Here is a 16,688-nt window from a genome sequence, read left to right on the forward strand (position 1 = left end):
TATGCCTCAAATTAATCATTAACCGTTATAACATTGCCATTATTATTATGATTAACCGTTGCTTTTCCTAACTCTACCATTTTCTTAGTGATTACTATAGTGCTACCTTCAAAGCCTCCATTTCCGGCTGTATACATAATGTCAAGCAAAAGTGACTCTAAAATAGCACGTAACATTCTTGCGCCTGTTTTATAGCTTATAGCCTTTTTAGCAATAGCTGATATCGCTTCATCTGAAAACTCAAGGTTTACTTTGCTAAACGCAAGCAATGCTTTGTATTGTTTTATTAGCGCATTTCTTGGTTCTGTCAAAACATGTATTAAATCTTCATGATCCAGCTCATCTAAAACAGCAGTTATTGGAACCCGCCCTACAAATTCGGGTATTAAACCGAATTTGATTAAATCTTCAGGTTGAACATCATGTAAAGCATTTTTTTTCTTTTGCTCTTTAGACTGACTTATATCTGCTCCAAAGCCAACTGACGTTCCCTTTTTTCTCGCTTCAATAATTTTATTGAGGCCTTCAAAAGCTCCTCCACAAATAAACAGTATATTACTAGTATCTACTTGTATAAACTCTTGTTGTGGGTGTTTTCGCCCTCCTTGTGGGGGAACATAAGCAACTGTACCCTCCATAATCTTAAGCAGAGCTTGCTGGACCCCTTCACCTGAAACGTCACGGGTTATTGAAGTGCTTTCAGATTTTCTTGTGATCTTGTCTATTTCATCTATAAACACTATACCACGCTGTGCTTTTGCAATGTCATAATTTGCAGCTTGTAATAAACGCGACAACACGCTTTCTACATCATCACCCACATAACCTGCCTCAGTTAAAGTTGTCGCATCAGCCATAGCAAATGGCACATCTGAAACTTTAGCAAGTGTTTTGGCTAGCAAAGTCTTACCAGAACCAGTGGGACCAATAAGCATTATATTTGACTTCTCGATTTCAATATCACTTATAGCATGAAATTGTACCATGGATTGACAATGGTTATACATAGCTACAGATAAAACGTGTTGCGCGTGTTCTTGACCTACAACATGCTTGCTGAGAAAGTTTTTTATATCCTCAGGTTTCTTTAGTAATAGCTTCATATCAGATATACGATCTGAATTAAAAGATCTATCTTTCTTTTGACTTATTGCTTTATGGGATAATTCTATGCACTCATTACAAATAAACACCTTTAAACCATCCGAAGAGTTAGTAATCAATTTATCTACTTCATCTTGCGCCTTGTTGCAAAAAGAACAGTAGTGTAAATCATTATTGTTATCCATTAAACCACCTTTTGTTTAACTTTAATATTTTCAATTTCAATATCTGTACGCTCAGCTATCACCCTGTCAATTAAGCCAATTTTCCTTGCTTCTTCAGGATCCATGAATTTATCTCTTTCCATCATTCCTTCAATTTTCTTCAGTGAATTTCCAGTATGTTTTTCATAAATTTGATTTAGTTTTTTCTTAACCCGCAAAATTTCATTAGCATGTATTTCTATATCAGTTGCTTGACCATGATAACCACCAGATGGCTGATGTATCATAATTCTTGAATGAGGTAGAGAGTAGCGCTTACCTTTTGTACCAGCTGCAAGCAATAAAGAACCCATAGACGCAGCTTGACCTATACATAAAGTTGAAACGTCTGGGTTTATATACTGCATTGTATCGTAGATCGACAAACCAGCAGTTACAACACCACCTGGTGAGTTGATGTACATACAAATGTCTTTATCGGGATTTTCCGATTCTAAAAATAAAAGCTGTGCTACTATTACACTGGCCATATTGTCTTCAATAGGACCTGTTACAAAAATTATTCTTTCTTTCACTAGTCTTGAATATATGTCATAAGCGCGCTCACCGCGACTAGTTTGTTCAACTACAATTGGTATAAGAGTCATACCTTTTCCTATTAAATATTATCAAATAATTCCTTTGATTCTTTCACAGAAACAATCTGCTCTTCTTTACTAACTTTTTCTATTATATAATCTGTCACTTTATACTCAAGCGCTTGCCCTCTAACTAATTCTTGAAATTGTTTATTTGATTCAAAATGCTTAAGTACTCTGTCAAATTGCACATCTTTACTGACATATTGATTTACAATAACACTCAAAACATCATTTTGAGTTAATGATATTTTATGTTCTGCACTAAATTTCATAAATAACATAGCAAGCTTTACACGTTTTTCAGCTTCTTTACGAGAATCATTTTGAGCACCCAATTCTCCTTCCATTCTTTGTTGCTCCTGTTTTACTATGTCTGTGGGTAAATCAAAACTATAATTAGCATCCAAATAATCAAACAGCTCCTTTTTAATTAAGAGATTTCTCATTTCGGTGCACTGATCACCAATCATTTTTTTTGCATGATTTATTAGCAAAGAATAATCTTTAAACCCAATACTCTTAGCTATTTCATCATCATTTTCAAAATCTTTGGCAATTTGAATCTCATTAACTCGCACAGAAAAATCAGCTTCCTGTCCTGCAAGGGAAATGGCTTGGTAATTTTCAGGAAATTTCAACTTAAAGTTCTTTGTTTCTCCCTTTTTCATACCAGTTAATTGATCTTCAAAACCATTAATAAATGTGCCAGACCCTAAATTAACGGCAAAATTTTTGCTACTTCCACCTTGAAAGAGCTTATTCCTAATCCGCCCTTCAAAATCAATTATCAATTTATCCCCATCTTTCGCTTGATAAGAAGCATCATCAACAGAGGCGAAATTGGGGAACTTTGTTTTAATAGAATCAATAAATTCTTTTATATCTTCCTCTTCAATCTTTGCTTCAATTTTCTTTAAGTTTATTTTGTCAAGATCTATCATCGGTACTTCAGGCATCGACTCAAAAGATAGCTTGTATACAAAATTGCCCTCCTCATTTTCTTTGCCCAGATCTGGTAATGATATAACATCAACCTTAGGATAAATGTGAGACTTGACTTCAATTTTTTTCATCAAATCACTTGAGCAATAATTAATTGTATTATTTATCACATATTCCAAAGCTTCGTTTTTATAATTTGCAACAACAAGGTCATAGGGCATCTTTCCAGCCCTAAACCCAGGTGATTTTGCATTTTCTGCTATCTCTTGCAACCTGGAATTTACCTTTTGTTTTATATAATCACTACCAACTGTGATTTCATACTCATACTTTAGTTTATCTATACTAAGCTCTTTGTAGGTATATACGCTACTTACTTCGACTGTATTTTGAGGTATATTATTAGACATCATAATTCATTTATTAACATTTTAATTCATATCTTAATAGAGTCATTTTACCAGAATTTAAGTTAAACACAATCCTTAAGAACAGGTTTTTATACAAACAAAAGTGTATTTAGTGATTATAAATTTTCCCTTAAAACCTAAGTTACATGACTTTAAAGTGCGGATAGAGGGACTTGAACCCCCACGAGCAAGCTCACCAGGACCTAAACCTGGCACGTCTACCAATTCCGCCATATCCGCAAGAAATTTTCAGTACCCTATTATAGGTATTCCATTAAAAATATTCAAGGTTTAAAGTCTTACTTAATTTATGGTATTTACACAATCAAAAAAGCTTATTAACATTTCTTAATGAAAGCTCTAAACCCTGAAAATCAATAATGAGATTAATAACAAGCTTCTTACTCGCAATTTTTTTGATTACACAAAGTGGTTGCACAACCCTTATAATAGGTGGTGTGGTGGCTACAGCGACAGCAACAGCAATAACAATGCAGGACAAATCCTTGGGAAATATCATTGATGATACGACTATGGTCATCAGAATTAATAAGGGGCTCTTAAAACATGGGCTATTTTCATCCATAAAGGTTAAAGTAAGTGAAGGAAGAGTATTGCTCATTGGAAGTGTTGACACTCCTGAAAAACAACTTACAGCAGAAAAAATAGCTTGGCAGCAAAAAGAAATTAAAGAAGTGATAAATGAAATAAGAGTAATACCAATTCAAATGGCTTCCATGCTAGACACCACTGTAGATGGCATGATAACAGCGGAAATAAGAACAAGACTCCTGGGAAAAAGAAATATTAAGTCAATTAATTATAGCGTTAATACGGTTGATAGAGTTGTTTATTTGATGGGTATAGCCCAAAATAAAGCGGAATTAAAAGCTGTAATAGCAATTGCAAGAAAAGTAAAGGGAGTAAAACAAGTTGTAAGTTATGTACGATATAGGTACAGTAAGTTACGCCATTAGGCAAAAATCGCTTTCAAATTATAACATTTGTACAATTGTGACAATAGGTAGAGAACATAAATGAAAGTTGCCTTTCAGATGGATGAAAATATAAATTTTGAAACTGACACTACATTCGTGCTAATAAAGGAAGCACAAAGGAGGAAGCACGAAGTTTTTGTCTATGCTCCTAACAATTTAGCACTAAAGCTAAACCATCCAATTGCTCTGGCTCAGAAAGTCAGCGTTGATGATTTTAGTTTTATCTCTAAAGAGGATGTAGCAATCAACTTGAATGAAATGGACATCATATTTATCAGACAGGATCCACCCTTTGATATGCGTTATATTACAACAACATATATCTTAGAAAAAACCAGCGCATTGGTAATTAACAATCCAACAGAAATAAGAAATTGTCCTGAAAAATTGATAACTTCATTATTTCCAGAGCTAATTCCGCCAACTTTGATTACTGAAAATATATCAATGATTAGAGATTTCTACTACAACTATCAAGATATTATTCTGAAGCCATTGTATAGTTATGGAGGAAACGATGTGATAAGAATACAAGATGAGAATAGTATTCATGTAGTAGTGGATCTCATGATAGCAAAATACGAATGCCCTGTGATTGCACAATCATTTTGTAAAAACATAGATAAAGATAAAAGAATATTGCTACTTTATGGCCAACCAATTGGTGTAATGAAACGAATTCCAAAAATCAGTGGAGAGATCAGAACAAACATGCGACTTGGAGCAAGTTTTGAGCCCGCTCAAATGAACGATAGAAACAATGAAATATGTAACAAAATTGGTCCTGAATTAAAGAAAAGAGGGCTAATATTTGTTGGCATTGATATTATAGATGACTTCCTGCTCGAAATTAACACAACTTCACCCACGGGAGTAGTTCATATCAATAAATTGTATAATATATCGCTAGAAAAGGATCTTTGGGACGTGTTTGAAGAAAAAGCAAGCAGCCATCAACTAAACCTGTGAACAATCACCTTAACAAACTCAGTAGTCCCATTCTTTATCCCTGTTTTTTCTGTACTATTGTTCATATCACGCAATTTTTGAGAATTATTTAATAGATCAAATAGTACCTCTGTTAGATTTTTTTTTGCTTCACTATTCTGCTCAACTATTATAGCTGCTCTCGAGTCTTCAATATATTTTGCGTTATAAAATTGGTGATTATCTTTTGAGTAAGGGTAAGGAATATATATAGCAGAACGCCTAGCAAGAGTGATCTCTGCTATTGAAGTTGCTCCTGCTCTGCTAATTACCAAGTGAGCATTGGCCAGTCTATTCTCCATATCATCAAAAAATTCACTCAATTCACAATGGATCTTTTCACTTTTGTATAGACTCTTGACCTTGTTTACATTTTTCTTCGTACATTGCTGCGTCACTCTAATTTTCTTTTTCATTTTAATAGGTAAATCACAAATTACGCTGCTTACTACATCATCAAAAAAATTTGCACCTTGGCTGCCTGCTATGACCAATATATTTAGGATTTTCTCAGTGCTAGAATGGCTCTGTGCTTTTATATCAACAAAATTTCCTGTAAAAATACATTTATTGCCCTCTGCATATTTAGTCTCCGGAAAGCTGGTTGCAATTAATTTTGCACTCTTGAAAAAGAATCTATTTACTCTCCCTAAAACTGTGTTTTGTTCATGTAAAATTATAGGTATAGAAAGAACTCTTGCTGCAAGAAGAGTTGGAAAAGAAGCATAGCTACCAAAACCAATGACCGATTTTGGTTTTAATTTTCTTACTTGATACAGTGCTAACATAGAGCTGTATATCAAGAAAAGGAAAAACTTAAATTTGTTGCTGCTTGGTCTACGTAATGGTAAGGTGTAGCTTTCTATGTCGGTATTTTTATTTGTTTTTTTATCAGTGAATAATATGCAATTGTATCCTTGTGTCTTTAGTGCTTTTGCTAAAGCTATGGCCGGAAAGATATGCCCACCTGTGCCACCTGTTGCTAAAATAATATCCATCTGTAAATAATAAATCCTAGATTGTTAACTGTTATTTAACAATTTGCACGTAGAATTTTATTAAGCCTTATGATAGTTGAGTTAAAAATGCCTAAAAGTAATAGTAAAAAAGAACCTAATGAGAAAAATAAACCTCAAGAACAAAGAGAAGGCAGAAGCGGAGGTTTTTTAGAACTGCTAAAAAATATAATAAAAATTCTTTTCAATTCGGTCGTTGACCTACCTGAGCACAAGCAGCATAATAAAATGAAAAGCACTAATCTACAACAAGGTTTGGATACTAAAGGAAAAGGCCCAGAAGATCTTCATCCAAAGGCAAAGCTTGAAGTCAAAGAAGCAGCTAAGGGATTGAAAGAAGAGTTACAGAATTCTGATGCTGGTAATCAATCTATTGAAATTAAAGTGCCTAATCAAACTACTACCCAAGACATTGACAACTCTAAAACGATGGAACGTTAGTTCAACTATTTAACATCTGCAGCAAGCACTGATTCATGTATCATCTCTGAAATGGTTGGATGAGGAAAAATCGTAGATTTTATGTCGAAGTCTGTTCCTTCTAGTTGCTTTGCAAGAGCAAAATTGCTAATTAACTCCGTTACTTCTGCACCTATCATGTGGCCACCCAGAATTTCTCCGGTTTTTTTATCTATAATCGTTTTCACTAACCCTTCAGTTTCACTGAGTGCAACAGACTTACCATTAAAGTTAGAGTGAAATTTTCCTATTTTTATATCATACCCACCTTTTATTGCCTGTTCCTCAGTGAGGCCGATGCTCGCTATTTGTGGATGAGAATAAGTGCAATTTGGTATGCATTCTTTTTTTAACGCATGAGCATTTTTACCAGCAATCTTTTCAATGCAGATCACGGCTTCATGGCTCGCTTTATGTGCTAAACATGGTGGGCCAGCTACATCACCTATTGCATACACATTTGATTCACTAGTTTCATACCATTCATTCGTTTCAATAAAGCCAGAAAGGCTTAATTTAATTTTTGTATTTTCTAAACCTATATTTTCAATATTTGCTTGAATTCCAACCGCAACAATCACCCTCTCAAATTCTTTGCTCTCACCACTACTTAGTAGCACTTGAGCAGAGTCTTTACTTTTAGTAAGAGCTTTTACGCTACTGCTTGTATATATTTCTATCCCCTGTTTTGTGAATATTTCTTGTGCTAAATCTGAAATATCCTTATCCTCCAGCGGCAAAATAGTGCTCTTTATCTCTATGATTGTTACATCAACCCCCAAAGTACTATAAAAACTTGCAAATTCTATTCCAATTGCACCAGACCCTATAATTAGTAGCGATTTTGGTAATCTCTCTGGAGTCATAGCGTGCTGCGCATTCCATATTAAATCTCCATCTGCCTCTATTCCAGGCAGATTCCGTGCCCTCACGCCTGTTGCTAAAATGATATGCTTGGAAACAATTTCTTGTTCTTCCTTATCGCTAACGACTTTTATAGTACTATTGCCTGCAAGTTTACCAAAACCTTGATGAACTTTGATATTATTTTTTTTCATCAAATATGCAACACCACTTGACAATTTATCAACAACGTTTCTTGAATATTTCACTATTGATTGTATATCAAAACTCGCTTCCTTTACTTCTATACCAAACTCTTTTGATCTTTTTATTAGCCTATAAACCTCAGATGCTCTAAGCAGTGATTTTGTTGGTATACATCCCCAATTTAAGCATATACCGCCTAAATTTTTTTCTTTTTCCACAATTGCAGTTTTAAACCCAAGCTGTGCCGCCCTAATTGCCGCTATATAACCACCAGGACCGCTACCTATAACCGTAATATCATACTCATTCATCAGTTTTCTTCGTATTCAAAAAGATTATATATAACAGATGGAACCCATACAATCAATGGTCTGTCATCTACCGTCTTAAGAGTCAAGATAAAAGTTGTTATTTTTTATCATGGCATTTAAACAAACGATAATTTTTCTCATGACAGCAACTAATGCAACCTTAGCAGCTTTGCCAGAATCAACCAAACGCTGATAAAACGCTTTCATTTTTCTGTTGTGGCGCATAGCAACAAGAGCTGACATGTATAGTGCTTTCCTTGCATAAAACCTGCCTCCTTTGATTTGAGCTTTGCCAACTTTTCTTCCACTTTCACTAGTTTTAGGTGCAACTCCAACCAAGCATGCAATTTCTCTATTCTCTAATCTACCAAGCTCAGGCACCTCTGTCAGTAGAACGCTCGCCGTCTTTGATCCAATACCTTTATAACGCGAATTCTGGATTAAAGGAGAATAGAAAAGGCAGAAAACAGGGTAAACTCAGCAGTTATAAAAAAATAGATGAGGTTACCCATGGAAGATATAACAAAACTGTTTTGTTTGGTCGATGATTTTTGCAGAGATATAGAGAAAATTTTGCAGGCAAACTACTGCCAAATGGTAAAAAACCCACAAGAACAACGGAAATTGAGCACTCTGAAATCATGACAATAATCCTGCTATATCAACAATCTCCGTGTAAAAATTTCAAAACTTTCTATCTACATTACCTAACGTTGCTCTACAAATCAGAGTTTCCAAAGTTGCCTTCATATACCAGGTTTGTTGCTCTAAAGCCTAGGGTTTTGTGGCATTTAGCAATGTTGTTGCATTGGCTTTGTGGACAGTCAGAAAACACTGGAATTTCATATATAGACACAACTCCCATTGCAGTTTGTCATGCAAAAAGAATATCCAAAAACAAAGTTTTTGCTGGAATTGCAAAATTAAGCAAGAGTACTTACGGCTGGTTTTTTGGTTTCAAATTACATATGGTAATCAATGAAAATGGTGAAATTCATGCACTTACGCTAACAAAAGGCAATGTTGATGATAGGATACCTGTGCCAAATTTGACGGAAAAATTAACCGGCCTTTTGTTTGGTGACAAAGGTTATATTGCAAAAGAGCTTTTTCAGAAGCTGTTTGACCGAGGTTTGAAACTTGTTACCAAGGTGAAAAAAGGTATGAAAAATACATTAATTTCGCTAAATGAGAAGATTTTACTGAGAAAAAGGTCTATCATTGAGACTGTTTTTGGTTACCTAAAAAATAGACTAGAAATTGAACACACTCGCCATAGATCCCCTGTTGATTTCTTGGTTCATATCTTTTCTACTCTCATCTCCTATTCCATCAAATCCAAAAAGCCTTCTATTTCCTATACTTCCTTCCTTAATCCAGAATTCGCGTTTATGGGGCACTGGGATGACACCATTCTTTTTCCTGGATCCAAATAGTCAAGGCACTGGAATGACAGAAAAAGGAGGCACTGGAATGACAGAAAAAGGAGGCACTGGAACGACAAAGTGGAGTGTCTGCTTCTGTCATCCTATGATAGCTAAAAAGACCTGGTCACGCGCTGGAATGACACCGAAGGGGCTACTGCCCTCTTGGATGGAGACCAGTGTCAGCTACTTAGATGATACCTTTTTTCTACTTAGTTTAGGTTATGCAGAAGTCTAATACAATTATAGAACAAGCTTAAAAATTCTGGTAAAGTAGTTTTATTTACAAAGAAAGAATATGCTACTTGAAATTGAAAAGCGCAGCATAACAAATGCATTGTGGAAGTTGCAAGAAGCAGATCAAAGGCAAATCTTAACTCTTACACAGAGATTTGAGTTACCAGAAATATTAGCAAGAATATTGGTTACTCGTGGTGTTAACATAGAAAATGCAAGCGACTTCTTATATCCACTAATCAGATCGCTATTACCAGATCCCTTTCACCTTCTTGATATGGATAAAGCTGTTTCTCGTATAATACGGGCAATAAAAAATGATGAAAACCTTGCAATATTTGGTGACTATGATGTTGATGGTGCAACGTCGTCAGCATTGATTAACAGGTACCTGAGAGCAATCGATGTACACTCTATAATCTACATTCCAGATCGTGTTGATGAGGGCTATGGATTAAACACAGATGCTTTATTACAACTTAAAAAGAATGGAATTGATTTATGTATTTCCGTTGATTGTGGTACGCTTGCATATCAACCAATAGAAGATGCAAAGGCTTTTGGTCTTGATATTATAGTTGTTGACCATCACCTTGGTACGGAAAAATTACCAAGCGCCGTAGCAGTTGTGAATCCAAATCGCCTTGATGAGAGCTCTCCTTATAATAACCTAGCAGCAGTTGGAGTGTCATTCCTGCTAATTGTTGCTCTTAATAAAAGCCTACGTGAGCAAGGATTTTTTACCAACAAAAAAGAACCAGATTTATTTGATCTATTGGATTTGGTTGCCCTGGGAACTGTCTGTGATGTTATGCAGATCACAGGCCTCAATAGAGCACTTGTCTCACAAGGATTAAAAGTTATGTCAACAAGAAAAAACGTTGGCTTGCGTGTTTTATTTGATGCTTTGGGAATCCTTGAAAAACCAAGTGTTTCTCAATTAGGGTTTAGTATTGGGCCATGCATAAATGCTGGAGGAAGAATTGGAGAAGCATCGCTTGGTGCAAGGTTGCTTTCCACCGATGATGATGAAGAGGCACATTCAATCGCGCTAAAATTAATAGATTTGAATAATGCAAGAAAAGTGTTAGAAAATGAGGCTCTCTTGGAAGCTACAGCACAAGCGGAAAAGTCTGCCCAATCAGGTGCGAATTTTATAATGATAAGTGGCAATTGGCACCAGGGAGTAATTGGTATAATTGCATCAAGGCTAAAGGAGCAGTTTCACTTGCCAACAGTAGTGATATCTTTAAATAATGGAATAGGAAAAGCAAGCTGTAGATCAATTTTGGGAGTTGATATCGGTGCTGCAGTCCTTTCCGCAAAGTTTATAAATTTGATTATTGAAGGTGGTGGCCATAGTATGGCGGCAGGATTTTCAATTAAAGAAGACAAAATAAATGATTTGCATGATTTTTTTACTGAAAGATTTTCAAATTCTATAAATGAGAAAACTTTAAAAGCTGATAGTATAGTAACTGCTAAAGCAATAAACTTGTCTTTATGGAATCAATTGCAACGCTTAGGACCATTTGGAGTTGGAAATCCTGAACCAAGGTTTATCATTCAGGGAGCAAAGATAAGAAAGCCTGAAGTTATAGGAGTTGACCATATAAAATGTTTTATTGCTGATGATAATGTTATGGTAAGAGCTATTGCATTTCGTTCTGCAAATACTCATCTTGGCTCTGCTATCATGCAGGGTAATGTTAAAGCTATTTTGGGTAAAATCTCTATGAATTACTGGAATGGCAATGAATTTGTACAATTTTTAATAGAAGATGTATTGACCATTAGTTGAGTGTATCTGTTCAGCAGAGTGGCAAAATAGGTAGACAAGATAAACTGACCTTACCCAGAAAAAGTGGAGAGAAAGAAAAGAGTTTTTTTGGGTAAAATAAAATTTTGGAGGATTAGAAATGGTAAGAGAATATACAGCAGAATTCAAATTGGAAGCTGTTAAACTGGCAAATGAACAAAGAAAGGCAGGTCAAACAATTACAAAAACAGCAAAGGATTTGGGAATAAAGGGTGGTTTATTAGGAAAATGGATAAAGAAACACAACGAAAAAAGTCGGCAGCAGAAGCATTTCCAGGTAGAGGTAACATGGCTCCTTACGACAAAGAGAGGTTTGATTTACAAAGAGAGTTAGCAAGAGTAACAAGGGAAAGAGACATTTAAAAAAAAGCCCTGGCCAGTCAAAAAGAGTAAAATATTTTTTTATATAGTAACTGCTATAAAGTACAGGAATTATGTAGGATTTTCTGCTAGTGGCTACTATAAGTGGACCACAAGGAAAATAAGCAGTAGAGAATCAGCAAATAAAGAGCTACTCGCAGCTATTCAAAAAATATATCAAGTTTCTAAATGTAGATATGGAGCTCCTAAAATTCATGCTGAATTGAAGGCTTTGGGTAAAAGTTGCAATTTAAAAACGGTGCAAAGTATTATGCAGAAAAATGACATCAGGGCTATACTGAGAAGAAAGTTTAAAATTAAAAAACAACAAACAGATAATAGAGCTGTAGCTCCCAATATACTAGATCAAAACTTTATTGTTGATCAACCAAATAAAGTATGGGATTACTTACATCAAAACCAAGGAGGGATGGCTATATTTGGCAGCAATAATTCTCACGTATGGTAGTTAATGAGTAGTGCAATAAATAAACAATTGGTTATGAACTCTTTATTAATGGCCATTAATAGGCGTAAACCTGTTAAAAATCTACTGCTGCACAGTGACCAAGGTTCACAATATACTGCGCAAGGGTATCAATATCTCTTAGCTGTAAACAATATAGATGAGTAACAAAGGCTGTTGTTACGACAATTCTGTTGCAGAAAGCTTCTTTAGCTCATTGAAAAGAGAAATACTTATTGATACTTCACAACACTCTGCTCAACAAACTAGAACTGCAATATTTGAATACTTAGAAATTTTTTATAACAAACAACGTCACTATTAACTATTGCATTCCAGAACAATTTGATGCATCATTCTTTTTGTAAAAAACATTCCAAACTTTCTCTCCACTTTTTCTGGGTAAGGTCATATGTGTACATCCCCATCATGAATGCTATTTTCGGTAAAATCTCTTACAACGCTCAAAAGCAGAAAAACAAAAACTTGATTTTCTCAGCTAAATAGTGGACCATCAAAAGCACGCATAAATATCTACAATGAAAGAAAAAACTTTCACAATCATCGATGGCTATGGTTTTCTTTTCAGAGCTTACTATGTACTACCTCACTTAATTACCACAACAGGAATGCCAATAGGTGGTGTATATGGCTTTCTGAATATGATTCTTAAGTACATTGCCCATTCGGACTACTTAATTATAGCACTTGATGCAGGGAAAAAGAATTTTAGGCACAATTTATATTCTGAATACAAAGCAAACAGAGTAACGCCTCCTGAGGATCTCACTTCACAGTTTGCAATATTGAGAGAAGCGGTAGAAGCTTTTAACTTCAGCTATGAAGAAATTGAAGGTTATGAAGCAGATGACATAATCGCAACACTAGCTGCAAAATACGCCAACCACCAAGACTTTAAAGTGGTAGTCGTTTCATCAGATAAAGATTTGTTTCAACTCTTGAACCACAATGTTTTAATATTCGACCCCATTAAAAATATATACATAGATGAAAAACGAGTAGTAGAAAAATTTGGTGTAAACTCACACAAGCTTCTTGATTTATTTTCTCTAACTGGTGATGCATCTGATAACATTCCAGGCGTTCCAGGAATAGGCCCAAAAACTGCCACTAAATTATTAGATGAATTTGATTCATTGAATAATATTATAGAGAACATTGATAACATCGAGCAAACGAGGATTCGTAATATTCTTACCGAACATAAGGAAAAAGCACTAATTTCAAGAGAACTTTTATCACTATGCGAAAAAGTAGACCTTCAACATGATATTGCAAAATATGAAGTCCATTCTCCAAACATGGAGAAATTGTTATCCTTTTTAAAGAAGTATGAATTCAATTCCTTGATAGGGAAAGTGGAAAAGCTTTTTTCCTATAGTGGGTCTAGCACAGAAGAAAAAATAGAGTATAGTAGTGAAGAGTTAGAGAAATTTTTAGAGCACTGTAGATATGAAGGCAAAATTGCAATTCATTACCACCTTGAAAACAATGTATTAAGTCTATCTTATAGCGAAAGTAATATTTTTTATATAGAGCAAGACAGCATACAAGATGCACTCATTATAATTAACTTAACTTTGCTCTCAAATGGAGTGCTTAAAATAATACATAACATTAAAGAAATCAGGAAAATCTTCCCTACAGTAGAGAAGATGCTAGATTCAGTTGATGATTTGATGATAATGTCGTATAGCTTGGATACAGGAAAACACGATCACAGTATTCCAAACATAGTTGCGCATAATTTGAGTGAAAATGCAGAAATTTTCTCGGCAAAAACTTTAATAGCAATTCATGAAAAGCTAAAGCAAAGGTTATTTCAGGAAAAATTGTTCACAATTTACGAGCGCTTCGATAAGCCACTTATGAAAGTAATATTTGATATGGAGAAAAATGGGATATTACTGAACATACAAAAATTACAGGAGCTGTCCGATAAATTTCAGCAGGTAATTGCCGTGCTTGAAGATGAGATATATAATTTGGTAGGAGAAAGATTTAATATTGCTTCGCCAAAACAATTAAGTGATGTTTTATTCAACAAAATGGGGCTTAATAAAAAGAAAAGGTCAAAAAAATCTGGATCGTATAGCACCAATTATGAAGTTCTAGAGGCACTCGAAGAAGAAGGGGTAGAAATCGCAAGTAAAATCTTAAATTGGCGACATTTAAGTAAATTAAAAGGCACCTACACTGATGCATTAATAAAGCAAGTTGATTCACTTGATGGTAGAATACACACAAGCTTTTCAACGACTGCAACTGCAACTGGAAGGCTGAGCTCCAGCAATCCTAATTTACAGAATATTCCTATCAGAAGCGAAGAGGGAAATCTTATCAGACAAGCATTTATTGCGCCAAAAGGGCATAAGATAATTTCTGCTGACTATTCGCAAATAGAATTAAGACTCCTGGCACACGTTGCAAACGTTGCAGCATTTAAAGAAGCTTTTGCAAACGGACAAGATATTCATGAGATCACCGCAAGGCAAGTTTTTGGAGTGCAAGAAATAGATGAGCAATTAAGACGCAAAGCAAAATCCATCAATTTTGGAATTATATATGGCATTAGCCCATTTGGTCTTGCAAAGCGGCTTGGAATTACCATTGCGGAAGCTGCTGAATACATTAATTACTATTTTTCCTGTTACCCAGAAATAAAGGCCTATATGGAAAAAGCAGTGTCTATCGCAAGATTGCATGGTTATGTAGAAACTTTGTTTGGCAGGAGATGCTTTGTAAGAGACATAAACAATACAATTCCTTATATAAGACAATTTGCAGAAAGGGCAGCAATAAACGCACCACTGCAAGGAACCGCTGCTGATATAATAAAACGTGCGACAATTCAGCTTTTTGACCAATTGAAAGTAGGTAAAATAATCCTCCAGGTTCACGATGAACTACTGGTTGAAGTAGAGGACGAAAAGGTACAAGAAACAGCAAAACTTATGAAAGATATAATGGAAAATGCAATAGAAATTTCTGTACCACTTGAAGTAGAAATAAAAGTTGGCGACAACTGGGGTCTAAATTCCCTTAATTATGACTTAAACATCGTGAATTCTAGGAGTATAAATCATTTGAACTAATACGGAAAATATGTTAGAATAGAACATAGCAAATGCAAATAGGTCAGCCATGACAGGCCCACAAGTAAAAAGTTCAAAACCTCCAAAGTTACCTACTCAGGTAACTAACAAAGATGAGAAAGTTTTTAAATTTGAAAAAGAGAAACATCAGTTAATCTATCGTACTTTCCTAGATATTTTTAAAAATCCAGAAAAACTAGAAGAGCAAACGAAACAGGAAATAGAAAAGAAGAAACAGAAATTGAAAGAAAAACAAAAATTACAGAGTGATCTGAAGTCATTAAAGGAACGGTTACCTCGATTACAGGATGAAAATGAAAAGAAAATTTTTACTTTTATATCAAAAAATCATGAAGGTATATTCAAGAATATTAATCAAGAAGATATAAAGTTACTAAGTGAAGAAAATTTTCTTCAGTTTTTAGTTTCCGTATCTAAAAAAATTAAAAAAGAAAATTTAGCTAATGAAGAGAATTTAGAAAATGGTAAAATAAAGCAAGTAGTAAATGATTGCATAGCTGATATACGTAAAACAGAAGCTAAAGATTCACTAATAAAGCTTCTCGGGTGGCCGTTTGGAATAAAGGTAGATCCTAAAAATATTTCCAGCTCTTTTATGAATGGGGTAAAAGAAAAAATACCATTCTTAGGTAAAGATGAAAAAGAAGAGGATGAACCACCACTCAGTGATGAAGAGATGGTAACAACGTTCTTACGTAAGATCTTTCTTCCTATTCTTTTTTCCATTGCTTCAATATCAATTTTTGGTCCTACTACACTTGCGGTAGTTGTTGCTGCTATTGGTGCAATATTTGCTATAAAAGGAGGAGTGGGAGTTCTTTTTTCAAATAACAAAAAAGGTACTTTGTATGACCCTAACTCACAAGATAAAAATGATACAGAAAAGAGAGAAAAACTGAATGGAAAAATTCTCGAGGGCATTGATGATATTTTAAAAACCCCAGTTACAGAAGTTGAGAAAGGCACCTCTGTTTCTGAACAAATTTCCCAAGGAAAAGAAAAGAGTGAACAACAGCCTGTTCCTGAGCAAATTTCCCAGGTAGGAAACGAAAAAAGTGAGCAGCACGATCAATCTTGGACAGGAAAGGAAAACAAACGAAGGGAAAAACCACAGAGCAGCAAAGGTAAGACTACTCAGGTTTGCCAAAAGTGAATTGTGTAAG

At 34.8% G+C, this 16,688-nt stretch carries 13 protein-coding genes, 1 tRNA gene and 3 pseudogenes; 10 read left to right on the forward strand and 7 right to left on the reverse strand.

From position 1 onward, the window contains the following. Positions 1-11 precede the first annotated feature (11 nt). From clpX to OPR17_RS05230, 4 genes are all read right to left on the reverse strand, one after another. Complete coding sequence (clpX, locus tag OPR17_RS05215; RefSeq protein WP_265021397.1) at positions 12-1,289, reverse strand: ATP-dependent Clp protease ATP-binding subunit ClpX; 1,278 nt, start codon at positions 1,287-1,289, stop codon at positions 12-14. Continuing rightward, positions 1,289-1,915, reverse strand: coding sequence for an ATP-dependent Clp endopeptidase proteolytic subunit ClpP (clpP, locus tag OPR17_RS05220; RefSeq protein WP_265021398.1), 627 nt, complete (start codon positions 1,913-1,915; stop codon positions 1,289-1,291). The genes clpX and clpP overlap by 1 nt, the downstream gene beginning before the upstream one ends. Before the next feature lie 11 nt (positions 1,916-1,926). Continuing rightward, positions 1,927-3,261: a trigger factor gene (gene tig, locus OPR17_RS05225; RefSeq protein ID WP_265021399.1), complete on the reverse strand. Its 1,335-nt coding sequence runs from the start codon at positions 3,259-3,261 to the stop codon at positions 1,927-1,929. Positions 3,262-3,419: 158 nt separating this feature from the next. Then, a tRNA-Leu gene (locus tag OPR17_RS05230) sits at positions 3,420-3,501 on the reverse strand. Positions 3,502-3,641: 140 nt separating this feature from the next. On the opposite strand from OPR17_RS05230, the gene OPR17_RS05235 reads away from it, so the two are divergent. After that, positions 3,642-4,238, forward strand: a complete 597-nt coding sequence (locus OPR17_RS05235) for a BON domain-containing protein (RefSeq protein WP_006279461.1) — start codon at positions 3,642-3,644, stop codon at positions 4,236-4,238. A gap of 60 nt (positions 4,239-4,298) precedes the next feature. After that, positions 4,299-5,228 (forward strand): glutathione synthase, encoded by a 930-nt coding sequence (gene gshB / locus OPR17_RS05240; protein ID WP_265021400.1) that lies wholly within the window; start codon positions 4,299-4,301, stop codon positions 5,226-5,228. Here the strand turns inward: gshB and murG are convergent. Beyond that, positions 5,213-6,244: an undecaprenyldiphospho-muramoylpentapeptide beta-N-acetylglucosaminyltransferase gene (gene murG, locus OPR17_RS05245; protein ID WP_265021401.1), complete on the reverse strand. Its 1,032-nt coding sequence runs from the start codon at positions 6,242-6,244 to the stop codon at positions 5,213-5,215. The two genes, gshB and murG, sit on opposite strands and share 16 nt — an antisense overlap. 69 nt (positions 6,245-6,313) lie before the next feature. On the opposite strand from murG, the gene OPR17_RS05250 reads away from it, so the two are divergent. Further along, positions 6,314-6,703, forward strand: coding sequence for a hypothetical protein (locus tag OPR17_RS05250; protein ID WP_265021402.1), 390 nt, complete (start codon positions 6,314-6,316; stop codon positions 6,701-6,703). 5 nt (positions 6,704-6,708) lie between these two features. On the opposite strand, the gene lpdA is transcribed toward OPR17_RS05250, so the two are convergent. Both lpdA and OPR17_RS05260 read right to left on the reverse strand, forming a co-directional pair. Further along, positions 6,709-8,082, reverse strand: a complete 1,374-nt coding sequence (gene lpdA, locus OPR17_RS05255) for a dihydrolipoyl dehydrogenase (RefSeq protein WP_265021403.1) — start codon at positions 8,080-8,082, stop codon at positions 6,709-6,711. A gap of 75 nt (positions 8,083-8,157) precedes the next feature. After that, a pseudogene (locus OPR17_RS05260) lies at positions 8,158-8,508 on the reverse strand (transposase); the annotation flags it as partial. Here OPR17_RS05260 and OPR17_RS05265 point away from each other — a divergent pair. The 7 genes and pseudogenes from OPR17_RS05265 to OPR17_RS05305 all read left to right on the forward strand — a co-directional run bounded on the left by OPR17_RS05265 (position 8,490) and on the right by OPR17_RS05305 (position 16,678). Beyond that, a complete protein-coding gene (locus tag OPR17_RS05265) occupies positions 8,490-8,630 on the forward strand; it encodes a hypothetical protein (protein ID WP_265021404.1) in 141 nt (46 codons plus the stop codon). The pseudogene OPR17_RS05260 and the gene OPR17_RS05265 overlap by 19 nt on opposite strands. Further along, positions 8,593-9,518, forward strand: a pseudogene (locus OPR17_RS05270) (IS982 family transposase). Before OPR17_RS05265 ends, OPR17_RS05270 begins: the two are co-directional and overlap by 38 nt. Next, on the forward strand, positions 9,487-9,744 hold the full coding sequence (locus OPR17_RS05275; RefSeq protein ID WP_265021405.1) for a hypothetical protein: 258 nt from the start codon (positions 9,487-9,489) through the stop codon (positions 9,742-9,744). The pseudogene OPR17_RS05270 and the gene OPR17_RS05275 overlap by 32 nt, the downstream one beginning before the upstream one ends. A gap of 60 nt (positions 9,745-9,804) precedes the next feature. Then, positions 9,805-11,544 carry a single-stranded-DNA-specific exonuclease RecJ gene (gene recJ / locus OPR17_RS05280; RefSeq protein WP_265021406.1) on the forward strand — a complete coding sequence of 580 codons (1,740 nt, stop codon included), beginning with the start codon at positions 9,805-9,807 and terminating at the stop codon, positions 11,542-11,544. Positions 11,545-11,662: 118 nt separating this feature from the next. After that, positions 11,663-12,756: pseudogene (locus OPR17_RS07650) on the forward strand (IS3 family transposase). A 171-nt stretch (positions 12,757-12,927) separates the two neighbouring features. Next, positions 12,928-15,504, forward strand: coding sequence for a DNA polymerase I (gene polA / locus OPR17_RS05300; protein WP_265021409.1), 2,577 nt, complete (start codon positions 12,928-12,930; stop codon positions 15,502-15,504). A 49-nt stretch (positions 15,505-15,553) separates the two neighbouring features. Further along, a complete protein-coding gene (locus OPR17_RS05305) occupies positions 15,554-16,678 on the forward strand; it encodes a hypothetical protein (protein ID WP_406828476.1) in 1,125 nt (374 codons plus the stop codon). Positions 16,679-16,688: the final 10 nt, after the last annotated feature.

Source organism: Wolbachia endosymbiont (group A) of Icerya purchasi, assembly GCF_947251635.1.
Classification (GTDB): Bacteria; Pseudomonadota; Alphaproteobacteria; order Rickettsiales; family Anaplasmataceae; genus Wolbachia; species Wolbachia pipientis.

Excerpts from the sequence above, each read along its gene's own strand:
- clpX (WP_265021397.1), bottom strand. The coding sequence starts at position 1,289 with ATGGATAACAATAATGATTTACACTACTGTTCTTTTTGCAACAAGGCG.
- clpP (WP_265021398.1), bottom strand. The coding sequence starts at position 1,915 with ATGACTCTTATACCAATTGTAGTTGAACAAACTAGTCGCGGTGAGCGC.
- tig (WP_265021399.1), bottom strand. The coding sequence starts at position 3,261 with ATGTCTAATAATATACCTCAAAATACAGTCGAAGTAAGTAGCGTATAT.
- OPR17_RS05235 (WP_006279461.1), top strand. The coding sequence starts at position 3,642 with ATGAGATTAATAACAAGCTTCTTACTCGCAATTTTTTTGATTACACAA.
- gshB (WP_265021400.1), top strand. The coding sequence starts at position 4,299 with ATGAAAGTTGCCTTTCAGATGGATGAAAATATAAATTTTGAAACTGAC.
- murG (WP_265021401.1), bottom strand. The coding sequence starts at position 6,244 with ATGGATATTATTTTAGCAACAGGTGGCACAGGTGGGCATATCTTTCCG.
- OPR17_RS05250 (WP_265021402.1), top strand. The coding sequence starts at position 6,314 with ATGATAGTTGAGTTAAAAATGCCTAAAAGTAATAGTAAAAAAGAACCT.
- lpdA (WP_265021403.1), bottom strand. The coding sequence starts at position 8,082 with ATGAATGAGTATGATATTACGGTTATAGGTAGCGGTCCTGGTGGTTAT.
- OPR17_RS05275 (WP_265021405.1), top strand. The coding sequence starts at position 9,487 with ATGACACCATTCTTTTTCCTGGATCCAAATAGTCAAGGCACTGGAATG.
- recJ (WP_265021406.1), top strand. The coding sequence starts at position 9,805 with ATGCTACTTGAAATTGAAAAGCGCAGCATAACAAATGCATTGTGGAAG.
- polA (WP_265021409.1), top strand. The coding sequence starts at position 12,928 with ATGAAAGAAAAAACTTTCACAATCATCGATGGCTATGGTTTTCTTTTC.
- OPR17_RS05305 (WP_406828476.1), top strand. The coding sequence starts at position 15,554 with ATGACAGGCCCACAAGTAAAAAGTTCAAAACCTCCAAAGTTACCTACT.